The 21770-nt window shown below is 72.2% G+C and carries 23 protein-coding genes and 1 pseudogene; 19 read left to right on the top strand and 5 right to left on the bottom strand.

Annotated features, from left to right (window positions below; genetic code table 11):
• The first annotated feature begins 45 nt into the window (after positions 1 to 45).
• Complete coding sequence (ccrA, locus tag ACZ5Y0_RS25405; RefSeq protein WP_469130978.1) at positions 46 to 1275, top strand: crotonyl-CoA carboxylase/reductase; 1230 nt, start codon at positions 46 to 48, stop codon at positions 1273 to 1275.
• A 123-nt stretch (positions 1276 to 1398) separates the two neighbouring features.
• Entirely contained in the window at positions 1399 to 1593 is a 195-nt protein-coding gene (locus ACZ5Y0_RS25400; RefSeq protein ID WP_469130977.1) for an antitoxin, read from the top strand.
• A gap of 320 nt (positions 1594 to 1913) precedes the next feature.
• On the opposite strand, the gene ACZ5Y0_RS25395 is transcribed toward ACZ5Y0_RS25400, so the two are convergent.
• The 3 genes from ACZ5Y0_RS25395 to ACZ5Y0_RS25385 form a co-directional block, all read right to left on the bottom strand.
• Positions 1914 to 2501: a hypothetical protein gene (locus ACZ5Y0_RS25395; RefSeq protein ID WP_469130976.1), complete on the bottom strand. Its 588-nt coding sequence runs from the start codon at positions 2499 to 2501 to the stop codon at positions 1914 to 1916.
• A 115-nt stretch (positions 2502 to 2616) separates the two neighbouring features.
• Positions 2617 to 4101 (bottom strand): class I adenylate-forming enzyme family protein, encoded by a 1485-nt coding sequence (locus ACZ5Y0_RS25390; protein WP_469131006.1) that lies wholly within the window; start codon positions 4099 to 4101, stop codon positions 2617 to 2619.
• A complete protein-coding gene (locus tag ACZ5Y0_RS25385) occupies positions 4101 to 4349 on the bottom strand; it encodes an acyl carrier protein (protein WP_469130975.1) in 249 nt (82 codons plus the stop codon). The genes ACZ5Y0_RS25390 and ACZ5Y0_RS25385 overlap by 1 nt, the downstream gene beginning before the upstream one ends.
• Before the next feature lie 374 nt (positions 4350 to 4723).
• Here ACZ5Y0_RS25385 and paaA point away from each other — a divergent pair, with 374 nt between their 5' ends.
• The 10 genes from paaA (at position 4724) to ACZ5Y0_RS25335 (ending at position 14057) form a co-directional block, all read left to right on the top strand.
• Positions 4724 to 5845: a 1,2-phenylacetyl-CoA epoxidase subunit PaaA gene (gene paaA, locus ACZ5Y0_RS25380; RefSeq protein ID WP_469130974.1), complete on the top strand. Its 1122-nt coding sequence runs from the start codon at positions 4724 to 4726 to the stop codon at positions 5843 to 5845.
• On the top strand, positions 5842 to 6153 hold the full coding sequence (locus ACZ5Y0_RS25375; RefSeq protein WP_469130973.1) for a 1,2-phenylacetyl-CoA epoxidase subunit B: 312 nt from the start codon (positions 5842 to 5844) through the stop codon (positions 6151 to 6153). The genes paaA and ACZ5Y0_RS25375 overlap by 4 nt, the downstream gene beginning before the upstream one ends.
• Positions 6134 to 7054 carry a 1,2-phenylacetyl-CoA epoxidase subunit PaaC gene (gene paaC, locus ACZ5Y0_RS25370; protein ID WP_469130972.1) on the top strand — a complete coding sequence of 307 codons (921 nt, stop codon included), beginning with the start codon at positions 6134 to 6136 and terminating at the stop codon, positions 7052 to 7054. Before ACZ5Y0_RS25375 ends, paaC begins: the two co-directional genes overlap by 20 nt.
• Positions 7051 to 7563 (top strand): 1,2-phenylacetyl-CoA epoxidase subunit PaaD, encoded by a 513-nt coding sequence (paaD, locus tag ACZ5Y0_RS25365; protein ID WP_469130971.1) that lies wholly within the window; start codon positions 7051 to 7053, stop codon positions 7561 to 7563. The genes paaC and paaD overlap by 4 nt, the downstream gene beginning before the upstream one ends.
• A gap of 8 nt (positions 7564 to 7571) precedes the next feature.
• Positions 7572 to 8855, top strand: coding sequence for a 2Fe-2S iron-sulfur cluster-binding protein (locus ACZ5Y0_RS25360; RefSeq protein WP_469130970.1), 1284 nt, complete (start codon positions 7572 to 7574; stop codon positions 8853 to 8855).
• Positions 8856 to 8907: 52 nt separating this feature from the next.
• Complete coding sequence (locus ACZ5Y0_RS25355; protein ID WP_469130969.1) at positions 8908 to 9684, top strand: SDR family oxidoreductase; 777 nt, start codon at positions 8908 to 8910, stop codon at positions 9682 to 9684.
• Positions 9685 to 9776: 92 nt separating this feature from the next.
• Positions 9777 to 10625: a tryptophan 2,3-dioxygenase gene (locus tag ACZ5Y0_RS25350; RefSeq protein WP_469130968.1), complete on the top strand. Its 849-nt coding sequence runs from the start codon at positions 9777 to 9779 to the stop codon at positions 10623 to 10625.
• A complete protein-coding gene (locus ACZ5Y0_RS25345) occupies positions 10615 to 11463 on the top strand; it encodes an alpha/beta hydrolase family protein (protein WP_469130967.1) in 849 nt (282 codons plus the stop codon). The genes ACZ5Y0_RS25350 and ACZ5Y0_RS25345 overlap by 11 nt, the downstream gene beginning before the upstream one ends.
• Entirely contained in the window at positions 11460 to 12719 is a 1260-nt protein-coding gene (locus ACZ5Y0_RS25340) for a kynureninase (RefSeq protein ID WP_469130966.1), read from the top strand. The genes ACZ5Y0_RS25345 and ACZ5Y0_RS25340 overlap by 4 nt, the downstream gene beginning before the upstream one ends.
• Positions 12720 to 13154: 435 nt before the next feature.
• Positions 13155 to 14057, top strand: coding sequence for a GNAT family N-acetyltransferase (locus tag ACZ5Y0_RS25335; RefSeq protein WP_469130965.1), 903 nt, complete (start codon positions 13155 to 13157; stop codon positions 14055 to 14057).
• Positions 14058 to 14143: 86 nt separating this feature from the next.
• On the opposite strand, the pseudogene ACZ5Y0_RS25330 reads toward ACZ5Y0_RS25335, so the two are convergent.
• Positions 14144 to 14524, bottom strand: a pseudogene (locus ACZ5Y0_RS25330) (transposase family protein); the annotation flags it as partial.
• 601 nt (positions 14525 to 15125) lie between these two features.
• Here ACZ5Y0_RS25330 and ACZ5Y0_RS25325 point away from each other — a divergent pair.
• The 4 genes from ACZ5Y0_RS25325 to ACZ5Y0_RS25310 all read left to right on the top strand — a co-directional run bounded on the left by ACZ5Y0_RS25325 (position 15126) and on the right by ACZ5Y0_RS25310 (position 18115).
• On the top strand, positions 15126 to 15644 hold the full coding sequence (locus ACZ5Y0_RS25325; RefSeq protein WP_469130964.1) for a hypothetical protein: 519 nt from the start codon (positions 15126 to 15128) through the stop codon (positions 15642 to 15644).
• 258 nt (positions 15645 to 15902) lie between these two features.
• On the top strand, positions 15903 to 16433 hold the full coding sequence (locus ACZ5Y0_RS25320; protein ID WP_469130963.1) for a GNAT family N-acetyltransferase: 531 nt from the start codon (positions 15903 to 15905) through the stop codon (positions 16431 to 16433).
• 276 nt (positions 16434 to 16709) lie between these two features.
• The gene (locus tag ACZ5Y0_RS25315; RefSeq protein ID WP_469130962.1) at positions 16710 to 17303 is read left to right on the top strand and encodes a dienelactone hydrolase family protein; all 594 of its coding nucleotides are present in this window, start codon (positions 16710 to 16712) and stop codon (positions 17301 to 17303) included.
• Between the two features lie 536 nt (positions 17304 to 17839).
• Entirely contained in the window at positions 17840 to 18115 is a 276-nt protein-coding gene (locus ACZ5Y0_RS25310) for a hypothetical protein (protein WP_469130961.1), read from the top strand.
• Positions 18116 to 18639: 524 nt separating this feature from the next.
• Here ACZ5Y0_RS25310 and ACZ5Y0_RS25305 read toward each other — a convergent pair.
• Positions 18640 to 18915, bottom strand: coding sequence for a hypothetical protein (locus ACZ5Y0_RS25305; protein ID WP_469130960.1), 276 nt, complete (start codon positions 18913 to 18915; stop codon positions 18640 to 18642).
• Between the two features lie 286 nt (positions 18916 to 19201).
• On the opposite strand from ACZ5Y0_RS25305, the gene ACZ5Y0_RS25300 reads away from it, so the two are divergent.
• From ACZ5Y0_RS25300 to ACZ5Y0_RS25290, 3 genes are all read left to right on the top strand, one after another.
• Positions 19202 to 19897 carry a putative immunity protein gene (locus tag ACZ5Y0_RS25300; protein WP_469130959.1) on the top strand — a complete coding sequence of 232 codons (696 nt, stop codon included), beginning with the start codon at positions 19202 to 19204 and terminating at the stop codon, positions 19895 to 19897.
• 214 nt (positions 19898 to 20111) lie between these two features.
• The gene (locus ACZ5Y0_RS25295; protein ID WP_469130958.1) at positions 20112 to 20582 is read left to right on the top strand and encodes an SRPBCC family protein; all 471 of its coding nucleotides are present in this window, start codon (positions 20112 to 20114) and stop codon (positions 20580 to 20582) included.
• A 20-nt stretch (positions 20583 to 20602) separates the two neighbouring features.
• Positions 20603 to 21754, top strand: a complete 1152-nt coding sequence (locus ACZ5Y0_RS25290) for a zinc-dependent alcohol dehydrogenase (RefSeq protein WP_469130957.1) — start codon at positions 20603 to 20605, stop codon at positions 21752 to 21754.
• Positions 21755 to 21770: the final 16 nt, after the last annotated feature.

Below are 21770 nucleotides of genomic sequence, written 5' to 3'. Positions count from 1 at the left end.
GATTCCCGCCCCACCGAGTACGCCCCGACCGTTCAGGAGACCCGCGTGACCGCGACCCAGGACCTCTACGAGCTCGGCGACGCGCCCGAGATCGGCACCGTCCCCAAGAAGATGTACGCCTCGCTCATCCGCCGCGAGCGCTACGGCCGGCCCGTGGACGCCTTCCGCACCGAGGTGGTCGACGTCCCACCCGTCGGCCGCGGCCAGGTCCTGGTGAAGGTCATGGCGGCCGGCATCAACTACAACAACGTGTGGGCGGCGCTGGGTTCGCCGCTCGACGTGATCGCAGCACGCCAGAAGGCGGGCGCCGCCGAGGACTTCCACATCGGCGGCTCCGACCTGTCCGGGATCGTGTGGGCGGTCGGCGAGGACGTGCGCGGCGTGCGGCTGGGCGACGAGGTGGTCGTCCTGGCCAACCGGTGGGACGAGTCGGCCGAGGACGTCCGCCTGGGCGCCGACCCGGCCTTCTCCGCGAGCCAGCGAGTGTGGGGCTACGAGGAGAACTACGGCTCCTTCGCGCAGTTCGCGGTCGTCGACGACTACATGTGCCACCCCAAGCCCGCCCGGCTGTCCTGGGCCGAGGCGGCCTGCTACATGGCGACCGCGGCCACCGCCTACCGCCAGCTCTTCGGATGGGAACCGCACACGGTGCGCCCGGGCGACCCGGTGCTGATCTGGGGCGGCGCGGGCGGTCTGGGCTGCATCGCCATCCAGCTGGTCCGGCACGTCGGAGGCATCCCGGTCGCGGTCGTCTCCAACGAGGAACGCGGCGAGTTCTGCCTCAAGCTGGGCGCCAAGGGGTGGATCGACCGGCGGGACTTCGACCACTGGGGTCGGCTGCCGGACACCTCCGACGAGGCCGCGACGGCCCGCTGGCTGTCCGGCGCCCGTGCCTTCGGACGGCGCTTCTGGGAGGTGCTCGGCGAGCGCCGAAGCCCCCGCATCGTGCTGGAGCACTCGGGTGCCGACACCATCCCCACGTCGATGTACCTGTGCGACAACGGCGGCATGGTCGTCATCTGCGGCGGCACCACGGGCTACAACGGCGACGTGGACCTGCGCTTCCTGTGGATGCGACAGAAGCGGCTCCAGGGGTCGCACGTCGCCAGCGCCCGTGAGGCGCGGGAGATCACCCGGCTGATCGACCAGGGCGTCGTCGACCCCTGCCTGTCACGGACCTTCGACTTCGACGAGATCGGCCTGGCCCACCAGCTCATCCACGACAACCGTCACCCGGCGGGGAACATGGCGGTGCTGGTGAACGCGAGGGTGTGACGGGCTCGGCGGGCCCGGTCGTACGTGGGGCGGTGCCGGCCGCGCACTCGGGGTGATTTGCCCCGCCCCTGCGGGGGTACTCGCGGCCGGGTACGACGCACGCGCGATCACGGGAGGTGTCCCATGGGCAAGCTGGGCGACATGGCGAAGAAGGCCAAGGACATGGCGAAGGGTCACCCGGACCAGGCCGACAAGGGCGTCACGAGTGCCGAGCGAGCGGTCGACGGGCGGACGGGGGACAAGTACGACGCCCAGACCGACAAGGCCGCCGAAGCGGCCCGTCGTTCCTACCGGGGCCGCGGTACGACGGACAGGTGACCGTCGCGTCCGACCTTCCGGCACCGGGCTCCCCGGCCCCGGCCCCCGGCTCTGTGCGCCGGGGGCCGGGGCGTGTGGTCACTCCTCGGCGTCGGCCCACCCCACGACGTAGCTGAGCACCCCTGTGCCGAGGAGCACCACCCGTACCCGGACGGCGGCGTGCACGGCTCCGCGCGCAGACCGATACGCAGGCCGCCCCCGGACGGGCACGCACGCAGGCCCCGCAGGGTCACCGACGACTCGGCCGCACGACCGCCGACCGCGGACGGGTCGAGAGCCTTCCACGCGGCCTCCTTGGCGGAGAACAGCTCCGTCGGTGATCATGCCGCGTCGGCCGGCCGGGAGCCGGTGAGGAGTCCCTCCTCGTCCTCGCGCAGGGGCAGGCGTGCCGCACGGCGGGGGAGCGGTCGCAACTCCGGATCACAGCCGAGCGGGATGCCGTCGCCCGGCATACGGGCCACGGCCACGGCGATCCCCGCGCTGTGCGAGACGGATGCCGCCCGTCCGGGCGGAAACACCGGCAGCCGTCCCGAGCGGGGGATCTCGCCGCAGTCCGGTCCGACGGCGCGCAGGGCCCTGCGGGCGGCCTGCCGGCTGGCCAGGAACTCCAGGCGGCGCGCGGAGGGGCCCGCGGGGGCCAGGTGCGGCTCCGATACGCAGGCGGCTCCGAGGCCGAGACCGGCGGCGGCCAACTGCGGGCGCAGCCGGGTGATCAGGCCGATGTCCGGCACGTGGACCGCTGCGGTGGTGGCGCGCGCACGCCCATCGGTGAGCCGGCAGAGCCGCTCGGAGCACGGAACGTCTCCGTGGCTGCTGCGGCTGCCGAGGCTTGCGTGGCCGTCCGGCGTCTCGCCGTCGTCGGCCGGGTGCGGACCGGACGTGACCGACGCCGGGAGGTCGCCCGGCACGGCAGGCGCCGGAAGCCGACCGGCCGTGACCGGCGCAGCGACGCCACCCACGCGGCCGGATCAGTCCCGGGGGGCCCCGGTCACCGCGCCTCGCCCCGGACGCCCGCGCACACGCTCAGACCCGCAGCAGCTTCTTGATGATCTTTCCCGCGGGATTGCGCGGCACCTGCTCGATGAACTCCACGCGCCGCGGCCGCTTGTACGGCGCGAGCAGCCCCGCGACATGCGCCAGCAGTTCCACCGTGCCCGTGTCCGCGCCCGCCTCCAGGACGACGTACGCCAGGGGCACCTCGCCGTAGTCCTCGTCGGGCATCCCGACGACCGCGGTGTCCCGCACCGCGGGGTGGGCCATCAGGGCGCGTTCGATCTCCGAGGGGTAGACGTTCTGGCCCGCGCGGATGATGACGTCCTTCGTGCGGTCCACGAGGCTGATGCGGCCGTGCTCGTCCACGAACCCCAGGTCACCGGTCCTGATCCAGCCGTCGAGGGTGATCTCGCGGGTGGCCTCCGGGTCGTTCCAGTACCCCTGCATGAGGCCCGGCCCGCGCACGATGATCTCGCCGATGCCGCCGCACGGCAGGTCCCGGCCGCCCTCGTCCACCGCGCGGACGGACATGCCGGGTACGACCCTCCCGCACGGGATGCGGGCGGTGACGTCCTCGGGGGCGGGGTGCTCGTCGGGGCCGAGGGTGACGAACGGGCCCCCCACCTCGGTCATGCCGTACACCTGCCGGAAGCCGCAGCCGAGCCGCTGCACGGCGTCGGCGTACACGTCGAGCGGCATCGGGGCGGCGCCGTACAGGATCTCCCGGAGGGAGGACAGGTCGGTGCTGTGGGACGCCTTGGCCTGCAACATGAAGCGCAGCATCTGCGGCACCGTCCACATGTGGGTGGCACGGTGTCGTTCCACCGCGGCCAGCGCCCGCTGGGGGGTGAAGCCGGGCATCAGCACCACCGTCGCGCCGGCCGCCATGTAGGTCAGGGACACGACCATGCTGCCGTGGTAGAGCGGGCAGCAGTTGACCATGACGATGTCGTCGGTGGGCCGGGCCATGACCAGCCAGCCCAGGGCGATGGCCCGGAACGACCCGCTGTCGACGGTGACGCCCTTGGCCTGTCCGGTGGTCGCCGAGGTGTGGAGTACGGCGATCGGGTCGGTGTCGGCCACGGCGGGCAGGTCCCGCTCGGCCGCCAGGGTGCCCAGCGCCTCGAAGGCGGGCTTGTCGAAGGCCAGCCGGATCCGTACCGACGCCGGCAGCTCGGTGTGCCGGTCCAGCAGCTCCGACTCCCCGAGGACGGCCACCGCCCCGACCCGTTCGACGATCCCGGTGACCTCGGGCACGGCCAGGCTGTGGTTCAGCGGCACGAACAGCGCGCCGAGCCGGGCGAGCGCGAAGTAGCTCTCCAGAACCTCGACGCGGTCCTTGGAGAGCACGGCGACCCGGTCACCGCGTGCGATGCCCAGGTCGGACAGCCCACGCGCCAGCTCGGCCGTACGGTCGTGGAACTCCGCCCAGGTGACGCTGCGTTGCTCGTCCACCAGAGCCGTCCGGTCGGGAAAGCACTGGCGGTTGCGTTCCAGCAGCTGTGTCAGCCACATCACGCACCGCCGGTGGCACCGGCGACGGACCGCTCGGCGACGAAGCGCTCGTAGTCGGCGATCGTGTGCAGCCTCTCCATGTCCTCCGCGGTGATCTCCACGCCGAGCCGCTGCTCGACGAGCAGGACGAGACGCACCAGGTCCCCGGAGTCGATACCGCTGGCGGCGAGGTCGACGTCGTCGCCCACCGCGTCCGCGTACTCGATCGTGCCGGTGAGCTCGACCAGCAACTCCCTGATGGTGCTCATGGTTTCCCCTTTCGCCCCGGCGTGTCGGCCGCCGTGCGGATCTCGACTGTCACCCCCTCAAGAGGCGCAATCGGCCGGTCCCACTCCCCGGTCCGGCTCGTGAGCTTTGTCACGCGCTCGGACGGCGTGCGCCAGGGATAGCCGGGGTTCGTCCGCGGCCTCTTATCGCAACGAGGAAAGCCGCGTACCGCGACGCTGGGACCTGTCGCGGCGCGACCGTGTTCCGGCACGACCGTGTCGCGGCACGGCGCGGAGGGGGAAGGAGCGAAAGGAGTGATGCGAGTGCCCAGGCAGCCGGTACCGGTCCGGGCCGCGGGAGGGCGCCCGGTACGCCGTGTCGCCGAGGCGCACACCGCTCGTGCGGGCGGTGCCGCGTGAGCGCGCGGACCCCTGGTGCCGTGCCCGCGGAGCGGGCTGCCCCACCCGGGGACCAGGACGAACTGCTCGCGCACTTCGACGCGCTCGTCGCCGAGGGCGCGACGATCGAACCGCGCGACTGGATGCCCGACGGATACCGCCGCATGCTGATCCGCCAGATCGCCCAGCACGCCCACTCCGAGATCATCGGCATGCAGCCGGAGGGCGCCTGGCTCACCCGGGCCCCCTCCCTGCACCGCAAGTCGGTCCTCGTCGCCAAGGTCCAGGACGAGGCCGGCCACGGGCTGTACCTGTACTCGGCCGCCGAGACGCTGGGCGTGGACCGCGCCGACCTGCTGGAGGCCCTGCACCGCGGACAGCAGCGTGCCTCGGCCACGTTCAACCACCCCGCACTGACCTGGGCGGACACGGGGGCCATCGCGTGGCTGACGGACGGAGCCGCCGTCATCAACCAGGCCCCTTTGTGCCGTACGTCCTACGGGCCGTACGCGCGGGCGATGCGCCGCGTCTGCCAGGAGGAGGCCTTCCACGTGCGGCAGGGCTACGACCTGATGCGCGCCCTGTGCGAGGGGACGCCGGACCAGAGGGAGATGGCGCAGGACGCGGTGAACCGCTGGTGGCTGCCGGCCGTGGCGTTGATGTTCGGGCCGCCGGACACCGAGGCGGGCGGTGCCGACGCGCGGACGGCAGCGTTGGGCGCCGCGGTTTCCCGCCGCGCGATGGCCTGGGGCATCAAACGCCACTCCAACGACGAACTGCGCCAGCGCTTCGTCGACCAGTGCGTTCCGCAGGCCGAACGCCTCGGCCTGACGCTGCCCGACCCGGCGATCCGCTGGAACGAGGAGCGCGGCCACTACGACTTCACCCCCATCGACTGGGACACCTACCGCGAGGCGCTGGGCGACGACACGCACTGGGCGCGGCAGCGGATCGCGCACCGCAGGGCCGCGCACGACGACGGCGCCTGGGTGCGGGAGGCGGCCGCCGCGTACGCCGCCCGCGCGGACGCGGGCGCCCCGCCGGCCGGAGCGGCCGCCGGGGAACGGACGGAAAGCGGCGGCAGGGACGGGACGCCGTCCGGAGTGGCCGCCCCGCGGCGGACGGAGGAGCACGCATGAGCCGCGACCGAGAGGGCGCACCCGCTTCCTGGGAGGTCTTCCTGCGGACCCGTCGGGGCCTGGCCCACCAGCACGCGGGGTCGGTGCGCGCGGCCGACCCGGACGCGGCGCTGGCGCTGGCACGTGACCTGTACGCCCGCCGCGGCGATCCGCTGTCGCTGTGGGTGGTCCGCTCGGACGCCGTGCACACGGCGTCCCCGGACGAACGCGATCCGTACTTCGCCGGTGCGCGCCACAAGCCGTACCGCTATCCAGAGCACTTCCCGCCACTGACCGAGAAAGGGTCCGATGGTGACCACGCCGAGTGACACGGTGGCGGACGCCGCCGCGGCCGGCGCGACCGCGGCGGCGTCCGACGGCGCCTCCCGCGTTGCCTGCCCCCGTACCGACGCCGATGTCGCCCGCCCGGTCGACGCCGATGTCGCCCGCCCGGTCGACGCCGATGTCGCCGGCGTGGCCGACGCCGACTTCGCCGCGCATCTGCTGCGCCTCGGCGACGACGCCCTCGTCCTCGGGCAGCGCCTGTGCCAGTGGATCACGCGCGCGCCGACCATCGAGGAGGACCTGGCGCTGTCCAACATCGCCCTGGACCTGATCGGTCACGCCCGCGCCCTGCTCACCCGCAGCGGACAGCTCGACGGGAGCGGCCGGACCGAGGACGACCTCGCCTTCACCCGCTCGGCGCGCCAGTTCACCAACGCCCTGCTCACGGAGCTGCCCAACGGGGACTTCGCGGTGACCGTGGCCCGCCAGCTGGCGTACACGCACTACGCGGTCCTCCACTACGAGGCGCTGGCGGGCTGCGCCGACGCCGAACTGGCCGCCTTCGGGGCTCGCGCCGCCAAGGAGGTCGCCTTCCACCGGCTGCACGCGGACCGCTGGACCCGACGGCTGGGACGCGGCACCCTGGAGAGCTGCCGCCGCATGCAGCGGGGCCTGGAGCGGGTATGGCCCTACACCGGCGAACTGTTCGACGAGGACGATGTGGTGCGGCGGCTGGTCGCCGCCGGCACGGTGCCTTCACCGGCACGCCTGCACGGGGAGTGGGAACAGCGCGTCGCCGATGTCGTCACCGACGCGGGGCTCACCATGCCCACGGCCTCCTGGTCGGCCAAGGGCGGCCGCTCCGGTCTGCACACCGAGGAGTTCGGCCCCCTGATCGCCGAACTCCAGTCGGTGCACCGCCAGTTCCCCGGAGGCACCTGGTGACCGGGCCGCTGTCGACCACGCTCCGCCGCTCCGTACGGGAGGTGCGTGAGCGGGTGGAGGCGATCCCGGACCCGGAACTGCCGGTGATCGGCCTGGGCGACCTCGGTGTGGTGGGTTCGGTCGCCCGGGGCGCCGACGGGGTCCTGGAGGTGGAGATCACGCCCACCTATCTGGGCTGCCCCGCTCTGCCCGCGATCACCTCCGCGGTCCGGGAGGTGCTGATCGCCTGCGGCCACCCCGAGGGCCGCGTACGACAGGTTCTGTCCCCGCCCTGGACGACGGACCGCATCACCCCCGAGGGACGGCGCAGGCTCGCCGCGAACGGCATCGCCCCGCCCGTCTCCCCGGCTCCCGAGGGACCGGTCCCCGTCCAGCTGGGCGGGGTGCCCTGCCCGCACTGCGGCTCGCGGGCCACCCGGCCGCACAACCCGTTCGGACCGTCCCGTTGCCAGTCGGTGCTGTGGTGCACGGCGTGCCGCGAGCCCTTCCCCCACCTGACCGCACTGTGAGGCAGACCGTGAACACCGCCACCCCGCCCGCCGCCCCCCGTGAGAAGCTCGTCGCCAGGGACCGGGACCAGGACCGGGACAGGGGCAGGAACCAGGACCGGGAACAGGGAAGGGACCAGGACCCGGGCACGCGCCCGCGCACCGACTGGCACAGCCTGGAAGTCACCGACGTGCGCCACCTGACGGGTGATGTCGTGGCCGTCGGCCTGGACGTGCCCGCCGCGCTGAGCGACGTCTTCGCGCACCGGCCCGGCCAACACGTCGTCGTCCGCCATCGTCGTGCCGACGGCGAACTGCGCCGCGGCTACTCGGTCTGCCCGCCTCCGCACGACCCTGCGGCGCTTCGCCTGGTCATCAAACGGGGCACCCCCGACGGCTTCGGCGCCCACGCCATCAGCCACCTCGCCCCCGGTGACCGCCTCGAACTCTCCCCGCCCACCGGCACCTTCACCCTGCCGGACCTGCCCGGCGCCCACCACTTCCTCCTCGCGGGCGGCTCCGGCATCACCCCGCTGGCCGCCATGGCCGCCGACGCTCTGCGCCGGGACCCGGCTTGCCGTGTCTCCCTCGTGCACTCGGTCCCCACCGCCGCGGACGCCCTGCTGGCCGACGAACTCGCCGAACTCAAGGACGCGTTCGTGGACCGGTTCACCGTCCTGTACGTCCTCACCCGCGAGGACCGCGAGCACGGTGACGGCCCGTTCAGAGGGCGGATCGACGCCGGGAGTCTGTCCCGTCTGCTTGCCGCGGTGGACGCCCGTCCCAGCCCGCGCACCGTCTTCGCCCTGTGCGGCCCGCCCGGCCTCCTCGACACCGCGCGGCAGGTCCTCGCACGCCAGGGAGCCGACCCGGCTCTGGTTCGCTGGGAGTTGTTCACGCCGGCCAGGGCCTCACAGCGGCCGCCGGAGACGCTCGGACCGGTAGGCACGGCCGAAGCGGTCCGCACGGCCGGACCAGTGCGCACGGCCGAAGCCGTCGGCACGGCCGGACCGGTACCGGGCGTCGGTGTGGGGGAGACCCGCGTCACCGCCCTCCTCGACGGGCGCCACCACGTAGCCACCACCCTGCCGCAGGACTCGGCGATCCTCGACGCGCTGCTGCGGGCGCACCCCGACGTGCCGTACGCCTGTCGTGAAGGCGTGTGCGGCAGCTGCCGCGCGAAGGTCCTGTCCGGCCGCGTGGCCGCGCAAGGCCAGTACGCCCTTCACGAGGACGACCGTGCCGCCGGCTACACGCTCGTCTGCCGCGCACGACCACGCACCCCCGAGGTCACCCTCGACTTCGACGCATGACCCGCACCGGCGGACAGGCCGCCGTACCACCACCGAGCGAAGGAGAACCGCCTTGACCGCCACCGCCCGCCACGAGGGAAGGACCGCCCTGGTCACCGGAGGCAGCCGGGGCATCGGCAGAGCCATCAGCCGCCGCCTCGCCCGCGAGGGCGCGCTGGTGGCGGTCCACTACGGCCACGACGTGGCGGCCGCAGAACGGACGGTCAAGGAGATCGAGGCCGACGGCGGCCGTGCCTTCCCCGTGCACGCAGAACTCGGAGTACCCGGCGACGCCGACACCCTGTGGTCGGCCTTCGACCAGGCCCTGACCGGGCAGGACGCGCCGGCCGGGCTGGACATCCTCGTCAACAACGCGGGCATCACCCTCCCGCGCCCCATCGCCACCGTGACCGAGGCCGACTACGACCGGGTCTTCGCGATCAACACCAAGGCGCCGTTCTTCATCATCCAGCGCGGCCTGGACCGGCTGCGTGACGGCGGCAGGATCGTGAACATCTCTTCCGTGGCCACTCGGGTCGCCTTCCCGGCGATCGTCTCCTACACCATGACCAAGGCCGCCCTCGACTACCTCACCCTCTGCCTGGCCCAGGAACTGGGCCCCCGGGGCATCACGGTCAACGCCGTGGCGCCCGGCTACACCGAGACGGAGATCAACCCCACGCTCAGCATCCCGGAGATCCGCCGCAGGTACTCCGACGCCTCCACGTTCGGCCGACTCGGCGACCCGGTGGACATCGCCGACGTCGTCTCGTTCGTCGCCAGCGACGACGCCCGGTGGGTGACCGGTCAGTGGATCGACGCCTCCGGCGGTGCCCACCTCGGCGTGTGACACCACCGCCCGGCACCCTGCCCCCATGCGGGCGTCCGGCTCGCCGGCCGTTCGCCTTCCTGGCCGTCCGTCGGCCGTACCTAGGAGTTGCGATGAACAACTGCACGTCCGCGCTCGCCGAGCCGGTGGCGGACGACTCCCTGACCCGGCCCTTCACGGGCGCGAGCCCCTACGACACGTACGTCCGCGCGTCCGTCCTCAACTCGCTGCAACACCCGCTGACCGAAGCCCCGGACGAGATGGGCTTCCTCGTCACCACCCAGGTGATGGAGCTGTGGTTCACCCTGATCGTGTACGAGTGGCGCACCGCACGCGTGGCCTTCGCCAAGGACGACCTGCGCGCGGCCACGGACGCCCTGGTGCGCAGCCGCCGGGCGTTGACCGCGCTCAACGGCGCCTGGGCGCCCATCGCCGCGCTGACCCCGGCCCAGTTCAACGGATTCAGGGCCGCGTTCGGCCAGGCGTCGGGCTTCCAGTCCGTGATGTACCGGCACATGGAGTTCCTCCTCGGCGACAAGTCGTCCGCGATGTTGCGCGCCCACCGCGGCGACCCGGCCGTCCACGAGGCACTCGCGGAGACCTACCGCGAACCGTCCCTGTACGACGAGGTGCTCGCGTTCCTGCACCGGCAGGGCCTGCCCGTGCCCCGGAGCGTCCGCGAGCGGGACGTCACCAGCCCGCACACCTGCGACCCCGGGGTGGTGGACGTCTGGCGGCACATCTACGCCGGACCGCAGCACCACCCCCACCTCGCGCTGGGCGAACTGCTCACCGACATCGCCGAACTGGTCACCCGCTGGCGGTTCGAGCACGTCCTGGTGGTGCGCCGCGCCATGGGATCGAAACCGGGCAGCGCGGGCTCCGCGGGCCTGGCCTGGCTGGAGCAACGCGCGGCCCGCCCGGTCTTCCCCGAACTGTGGGAGGTGCGCGGTGACGTCTAGGGTCATCTCCGCCTTCGCGGCCGAGGAGGAGAAGCGGGTCCTGAGCCTGAAGCCGGTACTGGCCCCGGTGCACCGCCGCTACGGGGACCACCCCCACCAGTCCTACGACGCCTGGCCGGCCGACGATCCCGACGCGCCGCTCGTCATCCTCCTGCACGGCGGCTACTGGCGCTACGACCGGATGCACCTCACCCCCTTCGCGGCCTACCTCTCCCGGCAGGGCTTCGACGTCCTCCTTCCCGGCTTCCGCCGCTCCGGCGGCGCGGGCGGCTATCCCGAGACCTTCGACGACGTCGCCCGGATCGTGGACACCCTGCCCCAGGGACGGCCCTATGTCCTCGCGGGCCACTGCTCCGGCGGCCACCTGGCACTGTGGTGCGCCGCCCGCGGTCTGCTGCCCCCCGGCTCGCGCTGGCACACGAACACCCTGCCGACGAGCGTGCTCGCCCTCGCGCCGATCACCGACCTCACCGCCACCCGGCGCGACGCCCTCAGCGACGGAGCCGCCCTGCAACTCCTCCGTGGCGAGGAAGCGTTCGAGCAGCGGCTGCCCGAGGTCGACCCACTGACCCTGCTGCGAGAGGCCGGCACCACCGGGGTGCCCACCGTGCTGCTGCACGGCGCCGTGGACGAGGAGGTGCCGCTCACGCAGTTCAGTGACTACGCGGCCGTCCACCGTGACCTGCGGACGGTCGTCCTGCCCGGCACCGGCCACTACACCCTCATCGAACCGGGAGCCCCCGGCGCCCGTGCGGTCGCCGGCATCCTGCGGGAGATGTCGGCCGCGTTCGGCCCGCGGCCGTCCGACCGAGCGGGCGAGGAGGCCGCACACCGATGACCACCGCACCACCGGCAGTGACCGCGTTGCGCGAGCTGGCCGCACAGCTCGACGCGGACGACGCCCTGGCTTTCCTCCGCGAGCGGTACCTGCTTCCGCCGGACGTCGTCTACCTCGACGGCAACTCCCTCGGCCCGCTGCCCGCCGCCGTCGGACCGGTCCCCTCCGACGTGGTGACGCGCCAGTGGGGCACCGACCTGATCGGCTCCTGGAACACGAACGGCTGGTGGCAGGCGCCCTTGCGGGTCGGCGACGCCATCGGCGCGCTCATCGGCGCCGCGCCGGGGCAGACGGTCGCGGGCGACTCCACCAGTGTGCAGCTGTTCACCGCGCTCGACGCCGCCGCCGCACTCCGCCCGCGCCGAGCCCTGCTGGTCACCGACCCCGGGCACTTCCCGACGGACCGCTACCTGGCGGACGCGGTGGCCCGCCGCCGGGGTCTCGACGTGTGCCGGGTCTCCCCGGCCGACCTGCCACGGTTCCTCGAGGCCGAGGGCGCCCGGGTCGCCGTGGTCAGCTACTCGCCCGTCGACTTCCGCACCGGGGAGCTGTACGACATGCGGGGGCTGACGCGGGCCGCGCACCAGGCCGGTGCCCTCGCGCTGTGGGACCTGTGCCACGCGGCCGGAGCGCTGCCCCTCGACGTCGACACCCTCGGCGTGGACCTGGCCGTCGGCTGCGGCTACAAATTCCTCTCCGGCGGCCCCGGCGCTCCCGCCTTCCTCTATGTGGCGCGCCGTCACCACGCGGCCCTGGAGACGCCGCTGCCCGGCTGGACCGGTCACGCCGACCCGTTCGGCCTGGGCCGGGACTACACGCCCGCCCCCGGCATCGCCCGCGCCCGCATCGGCACCCCGCCGATCCTGTCCCTGCTCGCCCTCGAAGCGGCCCTCACCGCCTTCGACGGCGTCGACATGACCCAGGTCCGCGGCAAGAGCCTGTCGCTGACGGGTTTCTTCCTGCGCTGCGCGGAGGAACTCCTCAAGCCCGAGGGCTTCACCTCCGTCACGCCGTCCGAGCCCCGCCGCCGCGGCAGCCAGGTCACCCTGCGCCACCCCCACGCCCACGGGCTCACCGTCGCCCTGGCGAGACACGGCGTGATCGCCGACATGCGCGCGCCCGACCTGCTCCGCTTCGGCGTCAACGCCCTCTACACCAGCCACCAGGACCTGCTCACGGCCGCACTGCGCCTCCGGGACATCGCACACGAGGCCGCCTACGACCCGGCGCCCCCGCCCGCGGGGACGGTCACCTGACGATCCCGGCCGCGCGAGGTCGGTGACCGGGACGAGGCCACCGACCGTCCGGTACAGCGTCTCGCCGTCGGTGGACACGGAGGTCTCGGCGCCGATCTCACGGAGCGCGCCGGTACCCGTATCCGCGGCCGCGCGAGGGTTCGCGAAGTGTGAGGGCCGTCCACCGCGACCTGTCCAGGCGGCCGCCGACGCGGCCGGGAGACCCACTGAGTGGTGTGCATCGTGAAGTAGCAGGTCACGGGCCTGGTGTGCGTCGGCTCCGGGGTACTCATGCTGGTGACGGGCGGGTGACTTCGGTGGAGATCGTCGGTCAGCGGGCGACTTCCCCGTTTGTGAGGACGAGCAGGCGTGGGCGCCCTCCCTCATCGTCACCCGCTGCCGCGGCGCCGCCTAAATCCGCTGGCGGCCGAAGCCTCGTCCTGCGACAGTGCGGGAATGGAGTGGAGAGCCGTTTCCGTGGCGGACGTCGACGCCCTCGCCGAACTGCTCGGCCGGGACGAGGAGGCGACGGTCGGTCGCCGCGAGTCCGGCCCCGCCGAGGCGCGCAGCATGCTGGCCGCCCCCGGCCTGGACCTGCCCTCCCGCACGTGGACCGCGTCGGGCCCCGACGGCGGCCTGCTCGGCTTCGCCGCCCTCCATCCCGCGCCTCAGCCGGGTGAGCTGCGTGCCCAGTTGGTCGTCGCCCCGTTCCCGGATGCACCTGCCGTCACCGCGACGCTCCTGGACCGCCTCGACGTCTGGGCCGCCCACGACCTGCCGACCCCTGACACGCCGGTGACGCTGTATCAGCTTTCTGGCTGCTTCCCCCACGACCAACTCCTCAGCCGCGGCTGGACCGTCGTGAACAGCAGCAGCCGCCTCACCGTCGACCTGGACGCCATCCGCCTCCCCGAGCACCCCGCGCCCGCGGTGCGCGCGGCCCGGAACGAGACCGACCTCCGCACCGTCCACTCCGTGCTGAACGAGGCCTTCACCAACGACCCGGAGCACCCCCACCCGGACTTCGACGCCTTCCACCACGCCCAGCGCCGACGCGAGGGCTACAACCCCGACTTGTGGCTCCTCGCCGAACTTGACAGCGTCCCCGCCGGCGCCCTTATCGCCCGCGACCCCGTCGACCGCGCCTGGATCGCCTGGTTCGGCGTCCACCCCGCCCACCGCCGCCACGGCCTCGGCGCCCAACTCCTCACCACCGCATTCAGTCTCCTCCGCGCCCGCGGCCACCGCACGGTCGGCGTCGACGTGGACACCCACAACACCGGCGCCATGCAGGCCTACACCTCCGCCGGCATGACCCTTCTCGGCGCGGCCGACCAGTGGCGCAGGACCTACATCTGAACCCGGCACCCGCCCTGCGTCAGGCAGGGCGACGCCGCCGGTGGTAGGCCCAGGGGAGGGCCAGAACGATCGGTGGAGATCGCCGGTCAGCGGGCGACTTCCCGGTTCGTCAGCACGAGCAGGGCCCGCACCAGCGCGGTCGCCCACCTCGGGTCGGTGCGGACCTTGCCGAGCACGCGCCAGTTCTTCAGATGCGCGAAGCCGTGCTCGACCGGGGCCCGGACCGCGGCCAGCGCCTTGTTGGACAGCTTCTGCCCCCTGGTCAGGGGCCGGTTGCGGGCCGCCTTGTAGCCGGTGATCACCGCCGGGTCCGCGTCCGGGCCGCCGTCGTCGAGACCGACGAAGCCCAGGTCCGCGATCGCGCCGAGGCCGGCCGCGCGCAGGTGGGCGGTCAGTTTGTCGTGGCGGCAGGCGGTGATCTCCGAGGCGCGTCCGGGCCGGACCGCGCTCACCCAGAGTGACCTGCCACTTCACGATGCACACCACTCACTGGGACATTGCGGTGGACTGCACCAAGTGTCCGCCCACCAGCACACGGCCGGGTGCGCACCGACCCGCCGCCGGCGCCCGCGTCACCGGGGGTGATGCGGCACAACACCAGGCGACCGGGACCCCGTCACGGAGCCTCCTCGCGGTCCGGTGGAGGCGGTCCGGAAGTGAGGGCATGGCCGCTCGCGCGCCGGGTTCACCACATGGGGATATCCGGTCTCCGCGCCGCGCCATCCCTTCCGCCACCTTCCCCGCCGGAAGGCCCGGGTCCGCGTCGGCACGGTGGGGTGGCGTCGCGGCCACGGCCGGCGGGCGACGCTCCCTGGCGCTCTCGCCGACCCGGAGCACGGCGACGCGTGGACTGTGAGGGAGGAGGCGCGCCGCCGTGGGCGCGAGCCGTCCCAGGCGCGGCAGCAGCAGCCGGGATGGGGAGCGGAGCGGGACCGCTGGGCTCAGGAGCCCGGGCCGCCCCGCAAGCCCGTACCGGAGCCGGTGCCACGGCCGTGTGAACGCCGTCTCTCAGGGTCCCTCAGCAGCTCCGGGTGATGAATGGCAGGCCCCGGGGGTACCCGGACGCGCATGATGAGACAGGCTCTGTGGCAGGGACTGATCGCGGGAGCGGTAGGAGCGGCAGCGATGACGCTCGGTGAGAAGGCGGAGCAGCGCCTCACCGGGCGGCCCGACTCGCATGTCCCCGGCCGGACCATGAAACGGCTGGTCGGCATGGCGGGGAGCACGGCACCCGTGGCCTCGAACCGGGCCATGCACGTCGGCCAGGCCGCGGTCATGGGCATCCTGCGGTCGGTCATGGCCCACGCCGGTCTGCGTGGACCACTCGCCTCGGGCAAATTCACGGTCGTGCGCCTGACCACCGACCAAATCCTGGAGAACGCCACCGGCGTCGGCGCTCCACCGCAGACCTGGCCGCGCGCGGAACTCCTCGTGGACGTGCTGCACAAGGCCGTCTACGGGTTTGCCACCGGTGCCGTCGCCGACGCCCTGGCCGCCCGCTCCGGCCCGGGACCCGGGCAGCGTCATGCGGCGATGGTGCCGGGACGCCACACCGGAGTGGGTCCTCCGCCGCGCGCCCGGCTGTGACGCGTCAAGAGCTACGTGGTCGCAGTGGTCGCCGCCTCCGGACAGTGGAAGGGGACGAGGAGGAGGGCGGCGTGCTCCCCCGGAGCGGTCCGCGCCCCGGAGGACCATGGGCGGACTCCGTGCCGGAAACCGAGAAGTCCCGAGGGCAGCTGATCTGGGGTGTGCGATGACCGTTGACCAGCCCGGCGGTTGTGGTGGGCGGTGCTCGGTCGGGATATTCGATGGTCGCCGCTTGTCCATGCTGGTCATACTGCCGCGATGGATCCAGTGACCCTTGACACCGACCGTCTGGTGCTGCGGGCCTTCACACTCGCCGACGTGGACGCGGTGTACGAAGCCTGCCAGGACGAGGACATCCAGTTCTACACCCCCGTGCCGGTGCCGTACCGGCGTGCGGACGCGGAGAGGCTCGTCGGCGAGAAGCTGCCCGCTCAGTGGGCCGAGGACAGGGACTACACCCTCGGGGCGTTCCGCAAGGACACCGGCGCCCTGGTCGGCTCGTACTGCCTGACCCTCGTCAGCCGCGGCGTCTGGGAGCTCGGTTACTGGGCGGTCAAGGAGCAGCGCGGACGCGGGTACTCGGTGGAGGCCGCTCGGGCCCTGTGTGACTGGGGCTGGGACACCCTCGACGTCCACCGCATCGAGTGGTGGGCCATGGCCGGGAACACCGGCTCGCGTGCCGTCGCCGAGAGCCTCGGCTTCACTGTCGAAGGGACACTGCGCAATCGCGGCATAGCCAACGACGGCAAGCCGCACGACTGGTGGGTGGGCGGACTGCTGAGGCCCTGACGCCCAGGCGGGTCACCACCGAAATATCACCACCGAAATACACGACCTCGAACAGCGCGTCCGGCAACTCACCGCCGAACCGCACCCTGGACGACCGGTCGAAGAGCGCCCGCTCGAACCTGCGCTTCCCGGACCGGCGAGTAGCCGACCTCGGACCCCGCCTCACCGAGCCGACTCCACGGACCTGACGGCCCGCCCCGGCCCGGGGATGTCAGTGCTGCGCGCCATACTCGTGCCCGCGGCGCCGCCCGGGCACCGTGGCACGAGGGGAGCAACATGGCTGAGGTGCTGGTCTTCCACCACGGACACGGGCTGACCGCCGGCGTCCGCGAGTTCGCCGAGCATCTGCGACGGGCCGGACACACCGTGCACGCCCCGGATCTGTACGAGGGGCAGGTGTTCGACAGCCTCGAGGACGGCACCGGCTACGCCGAGAACGCCGGGTTCGACACGATCACCGAGCGCGGAACCGCCGCTGCCGAGGGGCTGCCTGCGGAGCTCGTCTACGTCGGATTCTCGCTCGGCGTCCTGCCGGCGCAGAAGCTGGCCCAGACTCGCCCCGGCGCAAGGGGCGCACTGCTGCTCGAGGCATGTGTGCCGATCTCGGAATTCGGCGGGGTCTGGCCCCAGGATGTCGCGGTCCAGATCCACGGCATGGACGCAGACCCCTTCTTCGCCGGGGAGGGCGACGTGGAGGCCGCCCGCGCGGTTGTCGGAGCGGCCGTTGCGGGCGAGCTGTTTCTCTACCCCGGCGACAGGCACCTGTTCACCGACAGCAGCCTCCCGTCCTACGACGAACAGGCCGCGACGCAGGTCGACCATCGGGTGCTCGGCTTCCTCGACCGCATCACGCAGGAATCAACGACATGATCCTGTTCGGCTAGACGCCTCCCGGCCCGTCCCCTCCCCGTCCTGGTGGACGGGCCGTCCCACGAGCCATCCGAACGGGCTACGGCAACGATCCCCCCTCGTTGTCACGACATGGAGGAGCGCTGCGCGGATGCTTCTCCCTGCCGTGCTCGGCAGCGACCACGGGGCGAGCCGCCACACGTCAGGTCCGTCCGCCAGTCTGCGGCGCCGAGCAGGACCCGGTCTTCCAGTGGCGCGCCCCCAACGACACTGACAACGTAGTGGCTCGACCCGTCAGCGGTTCAAGAGCATCACCAGGATGACGGTCGCCACCGCGCTGATGAGCAGGGAACCAAGGCAGCCGATGCGGTTGCTGAAGAAGAACATGTCCATCGACTACCCCCTCCACGCCATACGACCGCATTCACCGCGTTCCTGCGAAGCGTTGGGCGGCTACAGGGCGTCGGCCGACAGGCCGGCCACGCACCGTTGCGGTGAAGCCGCCCTCACGAGAAGCGGTACCCGGTCTTGCTGAGCTCGCAATGAGGGAGACGTCCATGCGGCCCTCGGACCAGGAACTGTTGGACTTCGACACCAGTGTGCTCGAGAGCTGGGACGAAGAACGAGCGCGAGCGGCTCTCGACGGCGACACCGGCCCGCTGTACCGGAACCACCTGCACATTGCCCTCCACCTGGACCGGTGGGCGCAGGCGGAGAGCGGACGCACGGACGTCGATGCCCACTACAGGGCCGGTTACGTCCAAGCGCTTCAGGACATGGCCGCGTTCTTGAGGCAGACCTACTGGCTCCCCGAGGACGGCTGTCCTGGGTGAGCCCCGCCGCTAACCGCCCAGCCTGCCGGCCCCGTCTGGAGGCGGGCGCCTCTGATCGAGGAGGACGTCGGAGCAACATCCAGGAGCCGGAGAACGGTCGGGGGCTCCTCTGCCCGTCGGCACGCCCGGCGGGCACCGAGCGACGAGGCGTAGAGGCTGGTCGAGCTGTCCGTCAGCCGCGGAGGGGTCCCGAGGACATCAGGTCAGTCGGTTCCACGCGGATGTCGTGGTGTCGCCGTCCGTTCGGCATCTGATTCGGCGCGTTTCTCGGCGCCCGTCTCCAGGTATCCGGCATCGTCGCCGGCGACCCGGCCCACGAAGATGTCGCTGGGTGTCGTTCCTGTGGTGCTGTGCTGGTCCGTGGCCCCGTCCACCGGCTCACCGCCCGTGTCCTGGGGGCGGCCTGAACGGACCTCCGCGGTTTCGGCAGGCGAGGGCCCGGCCGATCCACCCGCCACGTGTTCGCGAATCCATGACCGCAAAGACATGGTGTCTCCCTGAGCTGTCGGTCGTATCTCGTGCGGTCACTCCCTGCCGTCGACCGGTTGCCTGAATCGGGGGCCGAGAGGGCCGTCGTCCATCCGGTCGTGCTGGGCGAATGCGGCGGTGCCCGTGTCGTCGTTGATGGCTTCGCGTACGGAAGCTTCCTCCTCCAGGGCGTCGGAGGTCTCTGACGGCAACGCGGTCTGTGCCGGCTCGGTGTGCTGCGGCCGGCGTTCGTCACGTTCCGCGCGGTGGGCGTCGGGGTCCGCGCGCAGGTCGGGAGCGGGTGCGGACCGGTGGTCATCACGGCCGGTCATGAGGTTCTCCTGTATTGACGGCATCGGCGGCCCGTGCAGGTGCTCGGGCGCCACGGGCCGCCGCGACTGCGGCGTATGGAGCACGATGAGCGCCGCTCGCACTGGAACGCCCCTGCTCGCGTATGCAAGGTCGTCTTTGTCGGCTTCCTTGCTGTCTGTGGCATGTGACCGGGTACCCCGACACGGCCGCCCCCACCGTCGAACGGTGTTCCCGGTGCCGCCGACCGGGAGCGGCCACGGCGAGTGACGGGACGAGGTACGGGTCCGGGTACTCCAGCAGCGCACCGTGATCTTCACCCTGCGGCGGTGTGCCGCCGGCCTACCCGACGCCGCGAACGTCGTCCCGACCTCGGCATGGGTATCTGGAGCCGCCCATGTGGCTCTGCGGCTCGGCGCAGGGGTCGAGAATGAGTTCATGACAGGTGAAGCGAGCGAGATCGTTCTGAGCAAGCAGGACCTCCGTGAGGTCACCGGGTTCGCCGCGGCGTGCGCGGAGGTGGTGCTCGAGATCTTCGAGGCCGATCAGCCGGACGACTCCCGGCCTCGAGACGCTGTCGGTGCGGCGTGGGAGTTCGCTCGGGGCGGCGAGCGTGGAAAGTCCCTGCGTGACACGGCGTCGGCGGCCCTCAAGGCAGCCAAGTGTGCGGACACGGCGGCTGCGCGCGAGGCAGCGTGGGCAGCGATGTCTGCGGCAGGCGCCGCCTATCTGCATCCGCTGGCCAAGGCCACCCAGGTCAAGCACATCCTCGGAGCCGGCGCTTACGCGGCCAGAGCAGCCGAACTCGCCGCTGGCGACAATCGGGACATCGGTGCCGAACACCTTCAACGAGCGCTACAGACCGCGACTCCAGCCGTCGTTGACGTGCTCAAGCGTTTCCCGGCACCCCCCGTCGGCGGCGGACGGGTCGGTGAGCTGATCCGTATGCTGGACGCCGACCTTCGTGCACTCACCTTCATGAATGACGTTCAGCCGACCGGCTGAAGCTGCTTCGTGCTCGGCACGAAGCAGCTTCTTGCTCGGCAAAAATCCTCCCGTCGGCTCGTCGCCAGGACGCCACGGGCCCGCGCACCGGGGCGGTCAGGCGTCCGGCGATGCGGGCGTCGCAGCACCGCGTCCGCCGACCCCTGTTTGGCACGGAGCGGCGACGGTACCCCGCCGGATGACGGACGTCGATATACGGTCCCGAGGGGAAGGCATGAACAAGAAACTGGTTCTCTGGGCTCTGCCGGTGCTGGGCGCGGGCATCCCGGTGGCACGCAAGGCCCTGTCCCGGCGCCCGGCCGAGGACCGGTCCGAGGAGCGCTGGCTCACCGTGACGGTCAATCGTTCACCGGCCGACATACAGCCCGACGGCAAGCTGCCCCCGCCTCTGGACCAGCACGCCGACACCATCGACGTGCGCATCCGTCCCGCGCCGGGGGACCGGGGCACGGAACTGGCGGCACGGCTGAAGGAGCCGGCTGGCCACGCCCTGTCCTCCGCACCCGCACGGCTCGCGGGCCTCGATCCGCGCCAGGAGATCCGAGTCGCCCTGCGGGAGGCCAAGTCACTGCTGGAAACCGGCGAGGTGCTCCGGGCGGACACACCGCCCACGACGCGCCCGACACCCGGCGGCAAGCTGATCGGTTTGCTCAGCCGCAGGTCCGCGGGGGAGGGAGTGCTGTGAAGGCGCTGTGCTGGGAAGGAGTGAACAAGCTGTCGGTCGAGCAGGTCCCCGATCCGGAACTGCACAATGACCAAGACATGATCGTGCGTCTCGTGGCGGGCACGACCTGCGGCTCCGACCTGCATCTGATCGGAGGCTACATACCCGCGATGCGTGCCGGTGACGTTATCGGACACGAGTTCGTCGGGGAGGTGGTGGAGACCGGCCCGGGCGTACGCCGCCACCGGGTGGGCGACCGGGTGGTCGTCTGTTCGTTCGTCGGCTGCGGACGGTGCTGGTACTGCGCCAACGACCTGTGGTCCCTGTGCGACAACACCAACACCAACCCCGGGATCGGCCAGGCCCTCTTCGGATACGAGGGTGCGGGCATCTTCGGCTACTCGCACGCCATGGGCGGCCTGCGCGGCAGCCACGCCGAGTACGTCCGCGTCCCCTTCGCCGACTACGGCGCCTTTCCGATACCCGAAGGCGTCGACGACACCAGCGCCCTGTTCGTCTCCGACTCCGTGCCCACCGGCTGGATGGGTGCCGATCTGGCCGGGGTGAAACCCGGAGACGTGGTCGCCGTATGGGGCTGCGGCGCCGTGGGACAGATGGCCGCCACGGCGGCGCTCCAGCTCGGCGCAGAGCGGGTCATCTCCATCGACCGCATCCCCGAGCGGCTGGCGATGACCGAACGGTACGTGGGCTCCGAGACCATCGACTACACCAGCACGAACGTCGCCGCCGAACTGCGGGAGCGCACCGGAGGCCGGGGTCCTGACGTGTGCATCGAAGCCGTCGGCATGGAGGCCCACAGCGACGGTCCGATGCACCTCTACGACCAGGCCAAGCAGCAGCTCAGAATGCAGACCGACCGCCCCACCGCCGTACGCCAGGCCATCCACGCCTGTCGCAAGGCGGGCACCGTCTTCATCCTGGGCGTGTTCGCGGGCGCCGTCGACAAGTTCCCCCTCGGCGCCGTGATCAACAAGGGCCTGACCGTGCGGGGCGCGCAGATGCACGGCCAGCGGTACATCCCGATGCTCCTGGAGAAGATGGCCGCCGGACAGCTGAAGACCTCGCACCTGGCCACCCACACCGTGTCCCTGGACCAGGCGCCGCACGCGTACGACCTTTTCAAGCACAAGACGGACGGATGCGTGCGGGCTGTCATCCGCCCCCAGCTCTGACCGTCCGTTCGCCGAG

The sequence above is a fragment of the Streptomyces sp. NPDC033216 genome (assembly GCF_055577115.1).
This window is presented reverse-complemented; position numbering and strand designations above follow the sequence as displayed.

Bases quoted from the DNA above. Each gene is read 5' to 3' on its own strand.
- ACZ5Y0_RS25310 (WP_469130961.1), top strand. From the start codon at position 17,840: ATGCGGCCCTCGGACCAGGAACTGTTGGACTTCGACACCAGTGTGCTC.
- ACZ5Y0_RS25340 (WP_469130966.1), top strand. From the start codon at position 11,460: ATGACCACCGCACCACCGGCAGTGACCGCGTTGCGCGAGCTGGCCGCA.
- ACZ5Y0_RS25385 (WP_469130975.1), bottom strand. From the start codon at position 4,349: ATGAGCACCATCAGGGAGTTGCTGGTCGAGCTCACCGGCACGATCGAG.
- ACZ5Y0_RS25390 (WP_469131006.1), bottom strand. From the start codon at position 4,101: ATGTGGCTGACACAGCTGCTGGAACGCAACCGCCAGTGCTTTCCCGAC.
- ACZ5Y0_RS25325 (WP_469130964.1), top strand. From the start codon at position 15,126: ATGATGAGACAGGCTCTGTGGCAGGGACTGATCGCGGGAGCGGTAGGA.
- ACZ5Y0_RS25315 (WP_469130962.1), top strand. From the start codon at position 16,710: ATGGCTGAGGTGCTGGTCTTCCACCACGGACACGGGCTGACCGCCGGC.
- ACZ5Y0_RS25320 (WP_469130963.1), top strand. From the start codon at position 15,903: ATGGATCCAGTGACCCTTGACACCGACCGTCTGGTGCTGCGGGCCTTC.
- ACZ5Y0_RS25295 (WP_469130958.1), top strand. From the start codon at position 20,112: ATGAACAAGAAACTGGTTCTCTGGGCTCTGCCGGTGCTGGGCGCGGGC.
- ACZ5Y0_RS25400 (WP_469130977.1), top strand. From the start codon at position 1,399: ATGGGCAAGCTGGGCGACATGGCGAAGAAGGCCAAGGACATGGCGAAG.
- paaC (WP_469130972.1), top strand. From the start codon at position 6,134: ATGGTGACCACGCCGAGTGACACGGTGGCGGACGCCGCCGCGGCCGGC.
- ACZ5Y0_RS25305 (WP_469130960.1), bottom strand. From the start codon at position 18,915: ATGACCGGCCGTGATGACCACCGGTCCGCACCCGCTCCCGACCTGCGC.
- ACZ5Y0_RS25375 (WP_469130973.1), top strand. From the start codon at position 5,842: ATGAGCCGCGACCGAGAGGGCGCACCCGCTTCCTGGGAGGTCTTCCTG.
- ACZ5Y0_RS25335 (WP_469130965.1), top strand. From the start codon at position 13,155: ATGGAGTGGAGAGCCGTTTCCGTGGCGGACGTCGACGCCCTCGCCGAA.
- ACZ5Y0_RS25350 (WP_469130968.1), top strand. From the start codon at position 9,777: ATGAACAACTGCACGTCCGCGCTCGCCGAGCCGGTGGCGGACGACTCC.